Here is an 18,698-nt window from a genome sequence, read left to right as displayed (position 1 = left end):
GGAGCAAGCCTATGCAACTAGAAAGAATAGAGATTTCTGGCTTTCGAGGTATCAAGCGCATGTCACTCGCGTTTGATGAGCTAACCACGCTTATTGGTGAAAATACTTGGGGTAAATCTTCATTATTGGATGCCCTTTCCGTCGTTCTTCCCTCTGACGGCGTTCCCTATCACTTCGAAATGACTGATTTTCATGTCGATTACTCAGTTTCACATCCACAGTCTCAACACCTTCAAATTGTTCTAGCGTTAAAAGCCAACGACAAGAGTGAACTCAATGCTGGCCGTTATCGCAAACTAAAACCAATTTGGGTACAAGATGAGTTCGGTGTCTTCCGTATCTACTACCGAATCAGTGCAACGTTAGAGCAATATGAGACCACGACACATTATGCTTTCTTAGATATAGAAGGTAATCCGCTTAAACTGCACCATTCAGAAAAGCTCGCTCAAGAATTGATGACGTTACATCCAGTGATCCGCTTACGAGATGCAAGACACTTCGAGCGCCCATTTAATGGAAATGCACTTAACCGCAATGCTCATCTCCCTACTAATGGCCACGCTAATAATGCAAACGGGAATGGGAACGGCAATCCAAGTAACGGAAATGGCAACGGACATAATCACACGACCAATGGAAACGGCACCAACGGCAATGGGCGTCAGGCTCGTATAGAAAAGCGAATTGATAATACCTGTCGACGATTAATGGCCATTCCTGGTCATGTAAACAAAGGCGAGATGCGCAGCAGTCTTGAGTCAATGCAAAGCTTAATAGAACATTACTTTTCATTTAAAAGCGCTTCTCGTAAGAATCCAAGAAAACCACGCGATGGTTTACTTTACTCTGCCGGAGCAAACGATAAGAGTATTCATCAGCTTGTCGAAGAAACCAAAAACAAACAAACTCGGTTATTATTCATGGGTTTACTTAACGCGTACCTACAAGCTAAAGGTCCGAACGAATTAAGACGGTGCGCGCGCCCTCTTTTGATCCTTGAAGATCCAGAAGGTCGATTACACCCTACTCACTTGGCAAGAGCTTGGAGTTTGATGCAGAAATTACCAATGCAGAAAATTCTCACCACGAACAGTGGCGATCTCCTCGCTGCAGTACCTCTACAGTCAATTCGTCGATTAGTTCGCCACTCCGACAAAACCATCGCAAACCAACTCAACATGAACCACTTTAGTAAAGACGAATTGAGACGAATTGGTTTTCACATTCGATTCCATCGTTCTGGCGCTCTATTCGCTCGGTGTTGGTTACTCGTAGAAGGTGAAACAGAAGTCTGGTTATTCAATGAATTAGCTAACCAGTGTGGCTATAACCTTGCTGCTGAAGGGGTGCAAATTATCGAGTTCGCTCAATCAGGGCTAAAAGCACTCATCAAGGTGGCACAAGAGTTTGGCATCGATTGGCACGTGGTGACTGATGGCGATGCGGCAGGTAAGAAGTATGCTGCTACCGTGATATCAAAGCTAGGGAACGATCAAGAACGACACCGCCTCACTGAACTGCCTGACAAGGATATTGAGCATTACTTGTATATGAACGGATTTGAAAACTTTTTCCGCGACATGGTAAAAATCCCTTACGACCATCCTATCCCAGCGAAAAAGGTGGTCGCTAAGGTTCTTAAAAAACATGCAAAGCCCGACTTAGCCTTAGCGATTGTTTCTCATTGCGAGAATCAAGGACAAGAATGTATTCCATTGTTGTTGCGGTGGACGTTAAAACGCGTAATCACCATGGCGAACGGGAACACTTAATACCTAACCGCCTAATACCCAACCACTTAAAACGTAGCACTTAGCACTTAGCACTTAGCACTTAGCACTTAAACGTAGCACCTAATTTATCTGATATCTGTTATTGGTTCTTCTGCTGACAACGTCTTTAACTTACCAGAACCATTAAAACCAAAAAAGGCACACCAAACGGTGTGCCTGTATAAATCGTTATACAAATTAATTGGGGGTTATCTTGCAAGAGTTCACATTGACTAAGCATCTGCTGGCTTATTAAGCCGTTTCTGACCTTCTAAACCGCAGCAAACTGATTAAACCATCACTGATCTATTAAGCCTTCGCTTGCTTAGCGTGTTGCTCAACCGCTTCCGAAGATTGGTTCGACTTTTCGTGAAGCCACAGGCCCGTAGCTTTCATTAAGTATCCAAATACACCACCAAGCAGTAAAGATGGTACTACAAGTTGCCAATCGCCACCTGCAGCAAACGTAGCACAACAACCAATGAAGGTGCCGGGGATATAACCTAACCACGCTTGTTTCGCTTGAATACACATAAAGAAAGCAACGATAGCGGTAATTACATAGCCTAAGATCTCTAACCCAGCAAAGGTTGAACTTTCGATAATCACCATTGCCCAGAATACGCCTGTCATGTTAGTTAATAAGCTGCCCGCTAGTCCTTTCACGCCACCTGTTGGAGAAGCAAAATAACTGGTGCAACCTAAGAAACCTGCCCATGAAAATAAGCCGAAAGAGATAGCAATCCATCCCCATAGACCTGACAAAATACCTGTTGTTAATGAAATCGCGACTAATGTACTCATACTATTTCCAAAGCCTAATTGTAGGAATATCTACAACCGGATTTAGCCTCACTTAAAATCAAGTAAGCATATTATGGGAAGATAGCCTTTTTTTAGCCGATCTAAGTCACATTAATAATGTATGCGAATGTGCATTTATCATCAAATGGAGACCGAAATCGCTTATTCAACACAAATAGTTATCGGAATTTCGTTAATAGTTTTTGGTATTTTGTAAATTAAGAGCTACAAAATGGATGGTTTACCTTTCATCATTCGTTTCCCCTCTCGCTTAATACACTCAGCAAGTGGGTTCTCAGCCATATCAGCACGCCAGATAAAAGACAGTGTTCTTTCCATTTCTAGCTCAGGAACATTCAACGTAACCAGTTGGCCTGATTCAACAAACTGTTCGACATCTAAATAAGGTAAACACGTTAAATATGGGCCGTTTGCAACCAAACTTCTTAAAACAGGAACGTGTTCGTACTCTCGCCAAACATCAAGATCGCCAATTAAATGGTGAATAGAGCTATCAAAAACTTTGCGAGTACCCGAACCATGTTCACGTAATACCCATTTTGCTTGTTCTAATTGCGCCAAGCTTACTCGTTCACGCTTCGCAAAGGGGTGATGAGCCGAAGCAACTACCGTTAAATGGTCTGTACACCACACTTCTTGGTGAACTCGGTTGTCGTCACAGCGACCTTCGATAACGCCCAAGTCATATTGGTAATCTAATACACCATCTATAACTGCATCCGTACTTTGCACACCAAGCGAGATTCGCATCTCTGGAAAGTCGTTATCAATAATACTGATGAGGTCTGGAACTAGGTGTTCCGCTGGGGTTTGGCTAGCACCTAATTTGAGTTCGCCACTCAATAAATGCTGCTCATAGAAACCCATCTCAATCTGTTGTGCATCTTGCAGTAAACGCTTCGCTTTTGGCCTTAGCCACATGCCCCAATGAGTGAGGGCCATTTGCTTGCCTTGCCTTTCAAACAAAGGCCTGCCGAGCATTTTTTCCAACTGTGCAAGAGACATACTTGTCGCCGATTGAGTCAACGCTAATCTGTCTGCTGCTTGACTAACACTCCCGGAATCTGCCACTGCATCAAATACCGCGAGTTGCTTCAATGAATAACGCAAAATTCATCCTTAATTCTTTTAATAACTTATGTCCTGCTGCTCGTTTTTTACTAAGCCGATGAGCAATCAATTTCATTCTACGCGTAACCAAATCTATATCAATAAATTTGATGTGGTTTCTAAAAATTATCAATTTTACCTGTACCTCTCAACCCCCTAATCTGTAATGGCAGGACACAAAGGGCTCTGCAAAACATTACTGATTAACCATTACGGATTAACCAAGTAATCAACACTAGGAAATTAAACATGACGGATTGTTCAAGGGGGGTATATGGCAACCAGCACTTCTGAAAACCATCAACTGTTCTCACCAACAGAAATGATGGCGGAAGCAGAGAAGTTTGCATTAAGCAAAGCAAATAAAACCAGCAGCATGACATTGAGTTTGGCAATCATGGCTGGCGCATTCATCGGGCTTGCTTTTTTATTCTACATCACGGTTACCACCGGTAGCGCTGATGCTGGATGGGGTTTAAGTCGTTTAGCCGGCGGCGTCGCATTCAGTATGGGTTTAATCCTGATTGTTATTTGCGGTGGTGAACTGTTTACCAGTTCAGTGCTATCAAGCATCTCATGGGCAAACAAACAGATTACTTTCGGAAAAATGCTTTCTATCTGGGGCAAGGTGTATGTAGGCAACTTTATTGGTGCGATGTTCCTTTTAGCTTTAGTAAGTGCAGCAGGCTTGTATCAACTTGATGGCGGACAATGGGGGTTGAACGCTCTAAATATTGCTCAACACAAGCTACATCATAGCCCTGTTCAAGCTTTTGCTTTAGGTGTTCTTTGTAACTTATTGGTGTGCCTAGCTATCTGGCTAACGTTTAGCTCAGCAAATGCGATGACTAAATCGATGATGACTGTCTTACCAGTTGCCATGTTTGTTAGCTCAGGCTTTGAGCACTGTGTGGCAAATATGTTCATGGTTCCACTAGGCATCACGATTCAAACATTCGCACCAGAGAGTTTTTGGATGCAAATCGGCGCGACACCAGCCCAGTACGCAGACCTAAACGTCATGAAATTTGTCACCGCAAACTTAATACCAGTGACAATCGGCAACATCGTAGGTGGTTCGGTATTGGTCGGCTTAGCCAATTGGAGCATCTACCGTCGCCCACAACTTAAAGCAGCAAAAATTACCGCTATTACACAAACAACAAAAATTACGTCAGTTAAGGAAATCACTATGAACACAGCAACTACTATCAAGCAAATCATGAACACTCAACCAATTACACTTAGCGTAGAAATGCCTACATCCGTTGCGATTGATTCACTTTTAGACGCTCAACTTGTTAGCGCTCCTGTTTGCGATGTTGAAGGCCGCCTTGTAGGTATCTTCTCTGTTCATGACGTAATGGTTGACCTTTGGTGCCAAGACTACATTCCGACTAAAGGCCAGAAAGTGGTAGACCTAATGAGCCGTGACGTAGTCGCTATCTCTGCTAGCGATAAGTTGGTCGACGTTGCTGAATTCCTATGTATCGACAAAGAGCAACTTTACCCTACTACAAGCATGGGCTACGCAACTCGCCTGACTTCTCTTTCTCTAGAAGAGCGTGCAAAAGCGATGAAAGTAAGCCAGCCACATATGCTTCCAGTACTAGAAAATGGCGTAATGGTCGGTGTGTTGACTCGTACAGAGGTGATGCAAGCGCTACGCCCTATCTACGGTGACCGCCTAAACGTGGTTCCACAAGCTGAACTAGAAACAGCTTAACTAAAGAAGGATGAGCTAACGAATACTAACTTAACTAAAACAAAGCTGGATGATTAGGGATTAGTCGTTCACTTAAGAAAATCAGTCATGGCAACGTTGACTGGCTAGAAGTAAATGGTGGCTTAAAACGTAATAAAAGGTTTGACACAAAACAAACCTAAACGCGTGGCCATTTACCTCAATAAAAAAGGCGCAAAGTGAATACTTTGCGCCTTTCTCTATTTCTAGCTGTCTAGCTACTTGTCCTTTTTCTAACTAACCTGCTAGTTGATATCGACCAAACTTTTGATGTTTCTAAAAATGTTGATAACAATCAGCGATTATTGATAGCTAGATTACTTCTTTACACCTTCAACATGCAGATCCATGTCTACGTAGCTTGAAGCGCCCATTACTGGAATGTTGAAGTCAGCAAGCTCTAGACGAGTTGTACCAACAAAACCAGCACGCTCACCGCCCCATGGGTCCTGACCAGCACCAATGAATTCAGCTTCGATAACGATGGGCTTAGTAACGCCGTGAAGTTTAAGGTCGCCCATTACTTCAAGTTTACCATCGCCTTTATCAACCACTTTTGTGCTGCTAAATGTAGCATCAGAGAACTTGCTTGTATCGATGAAATCACCGCTACGGATGTGCTTGTCACGTTCTGCGTGGTTTGAATCAAGGCTTGTTGTATCGATAGTCACGTTTACTTTAGATGCTTCAACATTGCTTTCATCAAATGAGAAATCACCTGAGAATGTGTTAAAACGACCTTGGATAAAGCTGTAACCTAGGTGGCTAACTTTAAAGTTAACTGAAGCATGTGCACCTTTTGTATCAATCACGTAATCAGCGGCGTTCGCAGCGAAAGGCATTGCCATAGCAAATGCTAATCCTGTAGCGATAATTGACTTTTTCATTTTGAAGCTCCTATCATTTTTCGTAGCGTATCGTCTTTGTCGATAACGTGGTGTTTTATCGCCGCCAAAGCGTGTACTGATGCCATGATGATCAGTACCCATGCAGCGTAGTAGTGAATCGTTCCTGCAAGATCGGATTGATTTTCAAACAGTTCGCCCATACTTGGAACAGTGAACCAATTGAATACGTCGATCCCGCGACCATCTGATGTTGAAATCAAATAACCTGAAATAAATAAAACGGCTAAGTTGAGGTACATAAAACCGTGAGCAATCTTAGCTGCTACTACTTCATAGCTTTTACCTTCCACCTTCGGTGACGCGGTAACTAGCTTCCAAAGTAAGCGAATAACGGTAACACTAGCCAGAATAATACCTACCGAACGATGGTAGTCTGGCGCTGTTTTGTACCACTCGCTGTAGTATGAAAGATCAACCATCCATAATCCCACACCAAATAAGCCAAAAATCGCGAGTGCTGAAATCCAATGCATCGCTCGAGCTAATGGGTTGTAATTTCTAACGTTGTTGTCCATGTATCTATTCCGAATGTTAACGAGTAGTGTAGTTTTGAAAAGCGTACCCTACACCAAGTTTATGTAACATATTATTTACCAAGCTTTACATTAGTTACATCATTTCAAACTAATCGAGTTATTCAAATTTTTTGAACAAGTGGTTGTTTTTTTGAACCAGTCACTCTTTTTTCGAACAAACGCATATTGCCTTTAAATTTCAACGATTTGTTCGATTTCATAAAGCTCATCTGAGATATCTAACATTTTTCGCTCCATCACTTGTTGGGCATCTGCTATCCCCTTGTTGTAGTAAATCGCACCCAACTTTTTACTTATGAAGTCAACCAGGAACTCTGTATCGAACTGGCCTATTTCTACATCGAGCTCATCTTGCAAGTACTTTTGAAGTGCATGAGTGACTTCAGACTTTTGTTTTGAATCTAATTGAATAGTCATAAATATTTCCAAATAAACTGGTAGTAGAAGAATTGTGTTTAGCTGACTAAGATTATGTTTGTTAGCTGTGATCCTGGTAGCGCACGTAACCTTGGTAACTCCGATAATCCGGGTACCCACCACTATAATTTAGGTAACCACCACTATAATCTAAGTAACCAACGTAATTCTGGTAACTCATTATAATTCCTCATAATTTAGAATACAGACCATCAGAGTGCCAGTGCTATCCATAAAAATGGCTTTGAATAGCTAATTTTGATAGAGGGATCAAGAACTCACACTTTGTTGATAGGTAATGGCACAGAAATTACCGTACTATTGCCCATCAATAAGATAGTAACTGTGTATAAGGGACTTCATTGTTATTAGATCTAGTGATTAAAAGCGTCAATCAGTTTCAGGATGATTGTCTAAAGCTCTGTGAACACCATTACCCCACGGTACACAATCAAGGGATTAGTGAGCATCACATAGGTAAAGCTTTTGCTCGACGGATGGAGCATACCTTCGTTAGTTTTGATCATGCCAGTAACATAAGCCCACTCGAAATGCTTTCCTCAGGAGATACCCCTCGTTACTTCCGGATTTCATCCGAAATGGGTACGGTTTGGGTGATCAGCCATCATATGGTGAGTGGAGGAAAAACCTGTCGCAAAAAGCTGATGTTAGACATTCATAAATGGCAATCCGAGTATGGATTTGCCATCCAACCCAATGACCTTTTAATAATCGTATCCGACCACTGGATAAGCCGAAGTAGGACCAGCGGTGAGCTTTTACATTGGTGGATGGGTGAATTACCGGACGAGGTCTCCGAATACAGTCAACAAGGTATTACACTGCGAGAGAGTGAGTCTCAATTTGCAACTGACTTGAACAACAATTTTCGAATCAGTCCGTGCTTTATTAAGTTTGGACACCCACTAAAACGCTCAGGGAATCAACAATTAGTTCGTAAATACCTGCAACTTTATGCGGTACTTCAATGGCAATAAGAATATAGGTCAACTTTTTGACTTAATATTAAAAGTAAATTTTTAAGCCTTTATCTCTATATTTTATAAAAGAAACCATTCTCCTGCTCATTAATTATTCAAAATTAAACTTTGAATAATTAATAGCTTATCGCATTACCTTATCAATTTTGAGATACAGATAACATTTTAATGTAACGCCGATAGTCTCCCTATTTGGCAACTTTGACATTCTCCCATAATCTAAGTCTTTAACCCTACTTTTCACTGGTGTATCGGCGTTCTAGCTTTATATTGGTTGAGGTGGATATGGGATAGATCACTCAGCCATTAAATTCACAATAGACTATCAGTTAAAGTAAATGACAAAGAAATATAATAATCAACATCTATTATTATACTATTTTATCGTTAATTATATTTATTGAACCATTGACTAATGGAATGGATTTTTATTAATTGACAATTTAATAACATATGTCAATATTGTGACAGCCATGACGTGTATTATCGTCACTTAATAAACACCTTTACTAACGACTATGATTTTATCAGAAAGATGCGAATTTATTAGCTGTATATCGGTAGATGCCGATATGCAGTTTATTGCTAAATATCAAGACCTAACACTAAAAAGCGTCTATCAACCTATATTTGATTGTTCTATGACTCAGATAGGGGTAGAGGCGTTAGTTCGCCTATCAAATAGTAAAGGGGAAATTATTCGACCTGACCACTTCTTCCATTCAGATGAAACTTCTTGCATCGATAAAATCAATGTAGAAAGGTTGAGTCGCGCCATACATATTCGTAACTTCGCGCAATCAACGATTCGTCATTTAGATCTATTTCTAAACGTTCTTCCAAATGTTGGTGAACTGTTTGCAGAGGGAAAAGTGAACGATTCTTTGTTGGCTAAACGACTCAATGAACTTAACCTATCATGTCAACAGATCGTGATGGAGTTGGTAGAGCTTAACGCGGAAAGTGAAGAGCGATTGAAGGATGCAGCCCAATCACTGGCAGAGAGTGGCTTTCAAATTGCAGTCGATGATTTTGGAACACAAGCATCAACAGAACAACGTGTCCGTCATATCAACCCTCATATCATCAAGATAGATCGCTCTGTTATGCTAAAGTTCGAAAAAGGCGATATCCTCGAAATGGAGCAAGTGCTTGAGCTCGCCAATCAAATTGGCGCAAGAACAGTAATCGAAGGAATAGAAACCCCACAACAACTTACGGCGATGCAAGGCTTGGGCTTCGATATGTATCAAGGTTATCACTTAGCCATGCCAAAACCCATTGAGCTTGATTTACGTATTGCCATCTAAAACTGCCCCTACTCTATCTGAAGCCGCTTGACCTTTGGTTAGCGGGTAGTGGTTAGCGGCTTTTTTGTAGCGCCAATCTTATAAACCAAATCACACCCATAAAAAAGCCCAGTCAAAATTGACTGGGCTGGCTTAAAGAATCTGTTTTATATCAATCCCTAATAACCCGCAGTGGACGGTTTGATTCTATACAGGATAGCGAACATCACCGGTACTACTATTAAAGTCAGTACCGTAGCAAAACCTAAGCCTGCCATGATGGTAATCGCCATCGAGCCAAAAAATGCATCGAATACCAAGGGGATCATACCCAAGATAGTCGTCAATGCCGCCATAGATACCGGTCGTACACGACTAATCGCACTGTCAACAACCGCTAAATATGGGTCTTTACCTGTGGATAGCTCACTGTTGATCTGATCAAGCAAAACGATACCGTTTTTCAAAATCATGCCACTTAAACTCAATAAGCCTAAGAATGCAGTAAAGCTGAATGGCATATTGGTACTTAACAAACCAATCGAAACACCAATGATAGACAGTGGCACCGTAAACCAAATCACAAGCGGCTTGCGAAGCGAGTTAAACAAAAGCATCGTGATGATAAACATCAACAAGTAACCCATTGGCAATGAACCAAATAGTGATTCCTGAGCGTCTTTAGAGCTTTCGTATTCACCACCCCAGCTAATGCTGTAGCCTTCAGGCAGCGCTAAAGCTTCTACCTTTGGTTTTACACGAGCAAATAAGCTAGCTGGAGTTTCATCACCTAACACATCGTGGTCAGCAAGCACCGTTAGCGTACGCTTTCTATCACGACGTTGAATTAAAGGCTCAGACCATTGAAGCTCAACACCATCAATCACCTGCTCTACCGGAATGTAAGTTTGTAGCGATGGGCTCCAGATCTTCACGTTGTTCAAAGATTCAAAATCAAAGCGCTCTTCTTCAGGGAGGCGAGTGACGATCGGCAACATATGTGTACCATCACGCAATAACCCGATGTTATACCCGCCAAACGCCATCTGTAATGTCTCAGACAGGTCGGTTTTTGAAATACCAAGACGACGCGCCTTTGATTCATTGAAAAGCGGCACGAGTTCTTTGGTGCGTTCACGCCAATCATGACGAACATTTCGAGAACCGGGATCCGCTAACAAGATATCTTCCACTTCTACGGCAATACTACGCAGTATTTGTGGGTCAGCACCGATAATTCGAGCTTCAATCTTTGAAGCTGGTGACGGCCCAAATTCGATTAACTTAAACTGGAACGTGGGTTGTTCAAATTGATTCGCTAGATCCTTGTCTAACTCCGCTAGCACCTTAAACATCGTGTCACGGTCTGTGGTCCGGACTTGAAGTTGACTGTACGCTTCATAACTTTTCTCTGGTTGGTATGTCAGCGCAAAACGTTGCATGCCTTGCCCAACCGTGGTTGTTACAAACTCCACATCGTCCTGCTTGCGAATGTAACTTTCAACCTTCTCAGTCTGTTTAATCGTTTCACGAACATCGGTACCTTCAGGCATCCACATATCCACGTAGAACATTGGCGTGTTTGATGGCGGGAAGAACTGCTGTTTTACCATACCAAAACCAACAACCGACACCGCTAACAAGGCCACCATACTGACTACGGTTAACCATCTAAAACGTAACGCAAGTTTTAAACATGCACCGAATATATCGAAAAGGATGCCTTTGTATGGGTCTTCGTTTTCGTCAACCTTATCTTCTTCCTTAAGCAGCATTTCAGCAAGGAACGGAGTCAGTGTTAATGCGGTTACCCAACTCAAAAATAACGAGAAGCAAAGTACCCAGAACAATGAGCCCATGAACTCGCCTGTTGCATCTTTTGATAGACCGATAGGTGCAAAAGCAGTGATCGCGATAATAGTCGCACCTAATAAAGGCCATTGTGTCTGTGTCACAATATCTTTTGCGGCTTGAAGTTTAGTTTTACCTTTTTTCAATCCAACAAGAATACCTTCCACTACGACGATCGCGTTATCAACCAACATACCTAGTGCGATAATCAACGCGCCCAGTGAGATTCGGTGTAGCTCTACATCGTTATAGTCCATAAGAATGAACGTGCCGAAGACTGTCAGAAGAAGTACCAAACCGATGATCAAGCCACTGCGTAAACCCATTGCGAAAAGCAATACGATGATAACAATCGCAACCGCTTCTACTAGGCTAATCAAGAAGTCAGCAACGGATTTATCGACTTCTTGTGCTTGGTTGTAGAAGTAATTCAGGTCTACACCCGCTGGCTTAATACTTTCTAAACGATCCAACTCTGCATCAAGCGCTTGGCCAATCTCGACTACGTTCACGCCTGATGAAAATGAGATACCTAGGTTGATGGCTGGTTTACCGTTGTAAGTCAGTACATTACCGGGCTTCTCTTGAATCCCACGTGTAACGTCAGCAACATCTTTAAGGCGAATCAAATTACCCGTGTCACGACCATGAATGATTAAGTTTTCAAGTTCTTCAACTGTACTCAGTGTGCCATTAGGTCTAATCGTCAAGCTTTGACCGTTTAACATCACCTCACCTGCTGATACCACACTGTTTTGTTGTGCTAAAAGAGAGGTCACTGTCGACATATCTAGGTTCAGCGCCGCTAAGCGTTCAAGCGACATTTCAACAAACATTTGTTCTTGTTGATCTCCAGCAATGCTGACTTTCCCAACGCCTTCTACGAGTTCAATTTCACGGGTGAGATAGTCGGCGTATTGCTTCAACTCAACAGAGTCATAGCCGTCGCCCGTTAGCATGATCATTACCCCGAACACATCACCAAAATCATCGATGATCTGAACAGAATTAACACCGCTTGGAAGCATAGGTTGGAGGTCGTTGATTTTACGACGCATTTCATCCCAAATCTGTGGTAGCTCGTCTGGACCATAATCCATCTTCATGCTCACCATAATTTGAGACATCCCATTAGATGATGTCGACGTGATCTTGTCGATATAGGGAAGCTGACGAATCTCTTTCTCTAACGGATAAGTCAGTTCTTCTTCAACTTCCATCGACGTCGCGCCAGGGTAAGTTGAAATAATCATTGCATCTTTGATGGTAAAAGCTGGGTCTTCTAGACGGGACAGATTACCGAAAGATGTGACACCGCCAACGGCCAAAATGACGAGAAACAGCCAGCTAATTACTTTGTTCTTTATTGAATATTCTGCGATGTTCATTCTGCTTTTCCTGACAATTTGATTCCGTCACGGAGTTTTCTTAAATTCGAGTTTACGAGCTGGTCACCTTGCTCAACACCGTGAGCGATAAGTACGCCTTTGCCACTGATCTTTTCAACTTCAACTTCGCTTTTGAACGCTTGTCCATCTTCGAGTTTCCACACGTAAAACTGGTTCGCTTCAACTCCAGCTTGTAGTGTCGTCATGGGTAACTGGTAGCCTTGAACATCACTCAGGCCCGCTTTAGCCATATCTACGTTTACCGTAACGCTTGTACCAGGCAAAACTTCGTTTTCTGGTTGTTGCATCTGCATCCAAAATTCGTAGGTACGAGATTGTGGGTGTAACTCACTGGTGTGTTCTAGATAGGTCAATGGGTAATGACCAGTATGCCCACCAAATGTTGCTTCAGGGCGGTAGCTGTTTGAGCGCATATCTGGGCTAATTGATGCCAGAATCGAATCTGAGACTTGAATTCGTACATACACCTTATCGTTTTGATACAAGCTCAATAACGTTTCACCCGGAGTCGCATTTTCAAAGCGCTGTTTATCTACTGTTGAAACCGTTCCCGAAAATGGTGCTAGTAACTTGGTGTAACTTAGCTTACGTTTTGCTGCTGCCAAGTTCGCCGATGCTAATTTATAATTAGCGGTCAGTTGATCGTGTTCAGATTGAGATAACATCTTGCTACCAAACATCTCGGTACCACGCGCGAGTTGCTTGCTCGCCAGTTCAAATTGAGACTTAGCGTCCGTTAGATCTTGCAGGTAGGTATCGTTATCTAGAGTCGCGAGTAGCTGCCCTTTTTCTACCAGGTCCCCAGCTTCAACCAAAACTTGCTTGATCTCGCCAGGTAGCTTAAATGCTAGAGGCGTTAGTTCAGCAGGCATAACTTGACCATTAAAGCTTCTGAATTGATCAGTGAGTGGCGGACCAACTTCAAAGGTTGAAACTAAAAGAGAAGGTTGCTCACGGTGATCAGCTTCACTATTGCACGCTTGAAGAAACAAAGCAGACGCAACAACAAGTGATAGTTTAGAAAGGTTCATTAAATACCCCCCTCACGTAGCCAAGCTTTTACTTGTTGGCCATCGGATAACACATCTACACCCGCTTCAACGATAAGGTCTCCTGAAGATAAGCCATCAATTACGTTGCCTTGCGGATTAAGGGATACTTGCACTTTAGAAATCAGTTGGGATTCTGGGTTATAACGCCATAACACACCTTGGTCTGTTTCTTTGCTTAACCATGCAGAATCAACGATTCCGATGCCTAGTTGAGATTTATTTTTCTGAACTTCAACTTGTGCAGTCATACCAGAAAGCAGATTAATGCCTTGAGGCTTTTCGATAGACACAACCGCTTGGTAGCTGTTGGTATCTTCATCCGGTTGCGTTGATATCTCTTTAAAGCGAGTCGGGATACGAATGCCTCGGTGACTATCCATCACTACCCACATGTTCGAACTCGTTAGGTCTTCAATCGAACGGTTCTCAAGCTTGGATACTGGGATTGAGAACGTCACGTCCATTTCGCTGTGATTCAAAATGTTAAGTACCGGCTCTTTTTCTGCGATTAATTGATATTGCTTACCGAACACCATCGATACCACGCCATCGAATGGAGCAACTAATGTGGTGTAACCAAGGTTTGTTTTTGCTTGGTCCAACTCAACTTCAGCGGCAGTAAATGTGTTCAAGGCTTGATCGTAGTAATCAGTGCTTACTAGCTTTTTCGAGTACAGCTCTGAAGCTTGTTTGTATTGGCTATTTGCCAAATCAAATCTCGCTTGTGCCGCGTCAAGCGCAATACGGTAATCCGTGGCGTCCAACATCGTTAGTACTTGGCCTTTTTTCACTTCCTGTCCCATTCGAACAGAAAACGTTTCTATGTCTCCACTCACTTGGAAAGAAAGCGCAGCTCGATCAGTTGCATCAACCTTGGCGATAAAACTATCTAGCTCCACATCGCTTTGCGGAGGTATTTCAAACAGCTTTACAGGTTTAATCACTTGAACGCTTTCTTCTGACTGAACTTTGTTACATCCAGTTAAAGAACCAACAAATATGAACGCTGCGATCGCCAAGGCTACACGCTTACTTGCACTTGTTTTGATAGACAAATTGGATTGCATGATGCTTCTCCATTTAATTATTATGATTTATTACACAGGTGGGCAGTATATTTAAAATCAGATAATTCTCAAGCTTTACTTTCCACCTGTGCAGTATTTTTTATTTCAATAAAAACAGTGTAGAATGTGGTAATCAGGTAAACATGTGAAATAGAGATGACCGAAAAGAAGCAAGGTAGAAGAAGCGCGAAAGACGCCGAAGAAACACGATTTTTGATCATGACGGTTGCTGCAGATATGTTCTGTGAACATGGTTATGATAGCGTTTCGTTGCGAAACATCAGTGAAAAAGCAGGCGTATCACATAGTCTTATACGTCACCACTTTGGTAGCAAAGAAAAGATCTGGCATGCTATAAGCGATTGTTTACACGCTTATTTTCAGTCTTATATCGCTAAAATTATGGAAGAGTTACCAAAAGATGTTGCGCCAAACATTACTATCTACTTGTTTAGTATGCGCCTCTTTAGCAACATGATTCATTCACGAAAACCAATGCAACTTATCGCCGACTCCGTTCGCCAAAAAGACAACCTAGTTGATTATTTTATCGACAATGTTGGCAATGTCGAAAAAGAAATCAATATGTTGGCCGAGCAATATAATGCAGCGAATCCAAATAACTTGATCAACATTTATGAAATTAAGTGGCAAATGATCATGTATGCACACGGAGCAGTATGCCTAACCCCTTTCATGGAAAGCACATGGAACGAAGGCGACATGCAATCAACTCCGGAAGAAGCATTGTTAAAGCATTGGCAACTGTTCAACACACAAATGGTCGCCACGTTCAATATTAGTGATGAATGGACACTGAATCCAAGTTCTATTGAAGAGTTAGTTTACGAAGTACCTTGCGTATGGAAATGCGAGCAAGAGTAAAATATACATCGAGCACCCTATACTCAACGTTAAAATTACCTTGATCCTCGTTACTTGATATTTATCATCCGACATTTGATAATTTGTAATTGATAGTAGCTTGATACGAAAATGCCCCATTACTGAATAACAGTAACGGGGCATTTTTATGACGGCTCAGGTTAATCTCTTCACACCAACAGGCGATAGACCTCAACCACCAACAGGATTAGCGACGCGCTTTACCGCGGTTTTGGTGAACCTTAAGCTTTGCTTTCATCTTACGTTTTTCTGATGAACGACTCTTACTGCGACCACCTCGATCTGGTGCCACATCTTTTTCAAGGCTTGGTTCAAAGCCCTCTAGCCATTCTTGAGGCAAACGTGTATCAAGTAATCGTTCAATGTCACCTAGCAGGTAAGCTTCATCGTGACTCATCAAAGAAATCGCTAAACCGCTGTTACCTGCACGTCCAGTTCGTCCGATGCGGTGAACGTAATCTTCAGCTTTGAATGGCATGTCGTAGTTCACAACTTGTTCTAGTTGCTGGATATCGATACCACGTGCTGCCACGTCGGTTGCAATCAACGCTCTCACCTTACCTGATTTAAAATCGTCCAGTGCTTTTTGGCGCGCACCTTGGCTCTTATCACCATTGATTGAGGCCGCTTTAATACCGTCTAATTTAAGCTCTTTAACTAGAGCATCAGTACCCTGCTTAGTTTTCGTGAACACCAATACTTGTTGCCAGTTTTTTGAGCCAATCAAATAGGCCAATAGTTCACTTTTACGCGATTTATCAACCGGATAAACCATCTGGGTAACGGTGTCAGCAGTGCTGTTTTTTGGCGTAACTTGAATTTCAATAGGTGACTGCATCATACGATGAGCTAAGGCTTTGATCTTATTATCAAACGTTGCAGAGAAAAATAATGTCTGACGAACATCATTCATGTGAGAAAGAATGCGTTTAATATCAGGCATGAAACCCATATCAAGCATGCGGTCTGCTTCGTCTAATACCAACACTTCCGTTTGGCTCAACATGATGTTCTTGGTGAACATATGGTCAATAAGACGACCAGGCGTCGCTACAAGAATGTCGGCGCCTCCGCGTAGGTTATCGGTTTGAACCTTCATGCTAACGCCACCGTAGGCCACCACGACTTTAATATCGGTGCCTTTCGCATAACTCGTTACGTTATCAAACACCTGTTGTGCCAATTCACGCGTTGGCACTAACACAAGTGCACGAACGAGCTTAGGGTTCGGAATAACATTGTCTTTAGTCTCGATTAATCTTTGAATAATCGGCAAACCAAATGCCGCGGTTTTACCGGTACCCGTTTGCGCACCAGCCAGTACATCTTTGCCTTCCAGTACCAATGGAATAGCTTGTTCTTGAACACTAGTCGGAGCCGTAAAGTTTAGCTCTGATAGCGTTGTAAGAAGTTGCTCAGACAATCCAAGTTGGTTAAAAGATTGGGTAGATTCAGACATAGTTCGATGCTCAAAGATTTAATAGGCGCGGATTGTAGCAAACCTGCATTACGCTGTTTACCTTTCGTTTTGATTTTTCTTCATTTGAAGTGCATTAAACTGCTTTGCTTCTTCTAAAACGTTGGGATACAGCTCATTAAAGTGACACTGCAACGTCTCATAGTGACGTTCGAGGTCGTCGTAACAATTTTTGAGCATCCCAAACTTGGGCTTTCTCAAAGCCATACGTTGCAATACCAATTCTATGGAGGACATGTCTTGATAGCTTTCTAGCCAACGTTGTTCGGACATCTTTTGATGAATCGTAATGAAGTTCTCAGGCCAGTGTGGCTCTTGATGTTCAAAGATCTGTTGATGACTATCGAAACAAAAATGCTCCAACGTCTGCTGCGAGAACTGAGTCCAATGATTGGCTAAGCAGTGATCCCAGAATACATCCAGTGCAATAGGTGCAAAGCGTCGGGTTTGATTTGAAAATAGAGATTTAGCTGAGCGTGAAACTTCGTGGCGGTCTGTGTAACTATCCACGAATCGATGAAGTCTTATTCCGTCTGAAAGCGAGGTTGAATAGTATTTATTAGGGTCGCCTTTAACGAAGTCACCTAACAGATTACCAGCTAGATTACTTTTACAGTGTTGAGCGATATGGAGATGTGCGAGAAAGTTCATTGAACCTCATTAAAGTATCGAGAACTAAGTAACATGGTAAACGTACTCGTTTATCTTCGCGAACTTTAATGAGGATAGTTTTGATATGACGTGTGAGCGAATGAGGTTTGCTCAGTTTAAGAATTGTTTAACTGGATAAACATTGAACTTAAAAAACCTTAATTAAAGAAAACTCTAATTTGTAGCGTTAAAAAGTTCTTCTGCTAATTGTTTAACCGTCTGCTCATAGTCAGATAAATCAATGCCAATTTCCATAGCATCTAACAATTCAAGACTTTCGTCATTAAAAGATTGGTCACTCATAGTGCCCCCTCTATTCCTTGGTGTGGACATAATGTCCTGTTAACTAGTGCACCATCTTGGACTTATATTATGTCACTTTGATGAACGCACTCTACTCTACCCATTCCATATTTATAGCTTGAAAGCTACTCGCGATCATTAGCGCTTATCTACGCTAAAGGGGTATACGCGAATGACATATGTACTGCCACCTTACACCAAGTACAACAAATTACTCTAACAATTTTGAAGCAGATCACGGTCAAACGTTTGCTTCTACCATTACAACGCCAGGAACATCGCTTAATGTAAATTTAAATGTACAGTGGATATTTTTAATTACAATAGAGATTGCATTTGGAATTAAACTCAATCAGAATACTTCAAAATCGAGATAT

16 protein-coding genes are annotated in these 18,698 nt (G+C 42.0%); 5 read left to right on the top strand and 11 right to left on the bottom strand.

All coding sequences use genetic code 11. The features are described 5' to 3' along the window. The first annotated feature begins 11 nt into the window (after positions 1-11). Positions 12-1,775 (top strand): ATP-dependent endonuclease, encoded by a 1,764-nt coding sequence (locus tag OCV36_RS20030; RefSeq protein WP_135457841.1) that lies wholly within the window; start codon positions 12-14, stop codon positions 1,773-1,775. A gap of 309 nt (positions 1,776-2,084) precedes the next feature. Here OCV36_RS20030 and OCV36_RS20025 read toward each other — a convergent pair whose 3' ends face one another. Both OCV36_RS20025 and OCV36_RS20020 read right to left on the bottom strand, forming a co-directional pair. Then, entirely contained in the window at positions 2,085-2,579 is a 495-nt protein-coding gene (locus tag OCV36_RS20025) for a DUF1097 domain-containing protein (RefSeq protein ID WP_135457839.1), read from the bottom strand. Positions 2,580-2,804: 225 nt separating this feature from the next. Continuing rightward, positions 2,805-3,710 carry a LysR substrate-binding domain-containing protein gene (locus OCV36_RS20020; RefSeq protein ID WP_135457837.1) on the bottom strand — a complete coding sequence of 302 codons (906 nt, stop codon included), beginning with the start codon at positions 3,708-3,710 and terminating at the stop codon, positions 2,805-2,807. A 274-nt stretch (positions 3,711-3,984) separates the two neighbouring features. Here OCV36_RS20020 and focA point away from each other — a divergent pair, with 274 nt between their 5' ends. Beyond that, entirely contained in the window at positions 3,985-5,436 is a 1,452-nt protein-coding gene (gene focA / locus OCV36_RS20015; RefSeq protein ID WP_135457835.1) for a formate transporter FocA, read from the top strand. Positions 5,437-5,771: 335 nt separating this feature from the next. Here focA and OCV36_RS20010 read toward each other — a convergent pair whose 3' ends face one another. The 3 genes from OCV36_RS20010 to OCV36_RS20000 all read right to left on the bottom strand — a co-directional run bounded on the left by OCV36_RS20010 (position 5,772) and on the right by OCV36_RS20000 (position 7,315). Beyond that, positions 5,772-6,341 (bottom strand): YceI family protein, encoded by a 570-nt coding sequence (locus OCV36_RS20010; RefSeq protein ID WP_029224957.1) that lies wholly within the window; start codon positions 6,339-6,341, stop codon positions 5,772-5,774. Then, positions 6,338-6,877 (bottom strand): cytochrome b, encoded by a 540-nt coding sequence (locus OCV36_RS20005; RefSeq protein ID WP_017074347.1) that lies wholly within the window; start codon positions 6,875-6,877, stop codon positions 6,338-6,340. Before OCV36_RS20005 ends, OCV36_RS20010 begins: the two co-directional genes overlap by 4 nt. A 192-nt stretch (positions 6,878-7,069) precedes the next feature. Beyond that, complete coding sequence (locus tag OCV36_RS20000) at positions 7,070-7,315, bottom strand: DUF2164 domain-containing protein (protein ID WP_017074348.1); 246 nt, start codon at positions 7,313-7,315, stop codon at positions 7,070-7,072. A gap of 362 nt (positions 7,316-7,677) precedes the next feature. Here OCV36_RS20000 and OCV36_RS19995 point away from each other — a divergent pair, with 362 nt between their 5' ends. Together OCV36_RS19995 and OCV36_RS19990 are read left to right on the top strand one after the other, a co-directional pair. Beyond that, complete coding sequence (locus tag OCV36_RS19995) at positions 7,678-8,313, top strand: hypothetical protein (protein WP_135457832.1); 636 nt, start codon at positions 7,678-7,680, stop codon at positions 8,311-8,313. 575 nt (positions 8,314-8,888) lie between these two features. After that, a complete protein-coding gene (locus tag OCV36_RS19990) occupies positions 8,889-9,626 on the top strand; it encodes an EAL domain-containing protein (RefSeq protein ID WP_135457830.1) in 738 nt (245 codons plus the stop codon). Between the two features lie 158 nt (positions 9,627-9,784). Here the strand turns inward: OCV36_RS19990 and OCV36_RS19985 are convergent, their stop codons facing one another. Genes OCV36_RS19985 through OCV36_RS19975 form a run of 3 tightly spaced genes read right to left on the bottom strand, consistent with a single transcriptional unit; the run spans position 9,785 to position 14,984 of the window. Beyond that, the gene (locus OCV36_RS19985) at positions 9,785-12,844 is read right to left on the bottom strand and encodes an efflux RND transporter permease subunit (protein WP_135457828.1); all 3,060 of its coding nucleotides are present in this window, start codon (positions 12,842-12,844) and stop codon (positions 9,785-9,787) included. Continuing rightward, entirely contained in the window at positions 12,841-13,896 is a 1,056-nt protein-coding gene (locus tag OCV36_RS19980) for an efflux RND transporter periplasmic adaptor subunit (RefSeq protein ID WP_135457826.1), read from the bottom strand. Before OCV36_RS19980 ends, OCV36_RS19985 begins: the two co-directional genes overlap by 4 nt. Beyond that, positions 13,896-14,984 carry an efflux RND transporter periplasmic adaptor subunit gene (locus OCV36_RS19975; protein WP_135457825.1) on the bottom strand — a complete coding sequence of 363 codons (1,089 nt, stop codon included), beginning with the start codon at positions 14,982-14,984 and terminating at the stop codon, positions 13,896-13,898. The genes OCV36_RS19980 and OCV36_RS19975 overlap by 1 nt, the downstream gene beginning before the upstream one ends. 156 nt (positions 14,985-15,140) lie before the next feature. On the opposite strand from OCV36_RS19975, the gene OCV36_RS19970 reads away from it, so the two are divergent. Further along, complete coding sequence (locus OCV36_RS19970; RefSeq protein WP_017074355.1) at positions 15,141-15,869, top strand: TetR/AcrR family transcriptional regulator; 729 nt, start codon at positions 15,141-15,143, stop codon at positions 15,867-15,869. A gap of 208 nt (positions 15,870-16,077) precedes the next feature. Here OCV36_RS19970 and OCV36_RS19965 read toward each other — a convergent pair whose 3' ends face one another. From OCV36_RS19965 to OCV36_RS19955, 3 genes are all read right to left on the bottom strand, one after another. Next, positions 16,078-17,349, bottom strand: a complete 1,272-nt coding sequence (locus OCV36_RS19965) for a DEAD/DEAH box helicase (protein ID WP_135457822.1) — start codon at positions 17,347-17,349, stop codon at positions 16,078-16,080. 57 nt (positions 17,350-17,406) lie between these two features. Further along, positions 17,407-18,018 (bottom strand): acyl carrier protein phosphodiesterase, encoded by a 612-nt coding sequence (locus OCV36_RS19960; RefSeq protein ID WP_135457820.1) that lies wholly within the window; start codon positions 18,016-18,018, stop codon positions 17,407-17,409. Positions 18,019-18,192: 174 nt separating this feature from the next. After that, positions 18,193-18,321 carry a hypothetical protein gene (locus OCV36_RS19955; RefSeq protein ID WP_261377578.1) on the bottom strand — a complete coding sequence of 43 codons (129 nt, stop codon included), beginning with the start codon at positions 18,319-18,321 and terminating at the stop codon, positions 18,193-18,195. Positions 18,322-18,698: the final 377 nt, after the last annotated feature.

This window comes from Vibrio echinoideorum (assembly GCF_024347455.1).
Lineage (GTDB): Bacteria > Pseudomonadota > Gammaproteobacteria > Enterobacterales > Vibrionaceae > Vibrio > Vibrio echinoideorum.
The sequence above is the reverse complement of the archived record's forward strand: the minus strand, read 5'-3'. Positions and strand labels throughout refer to the sequence as shown.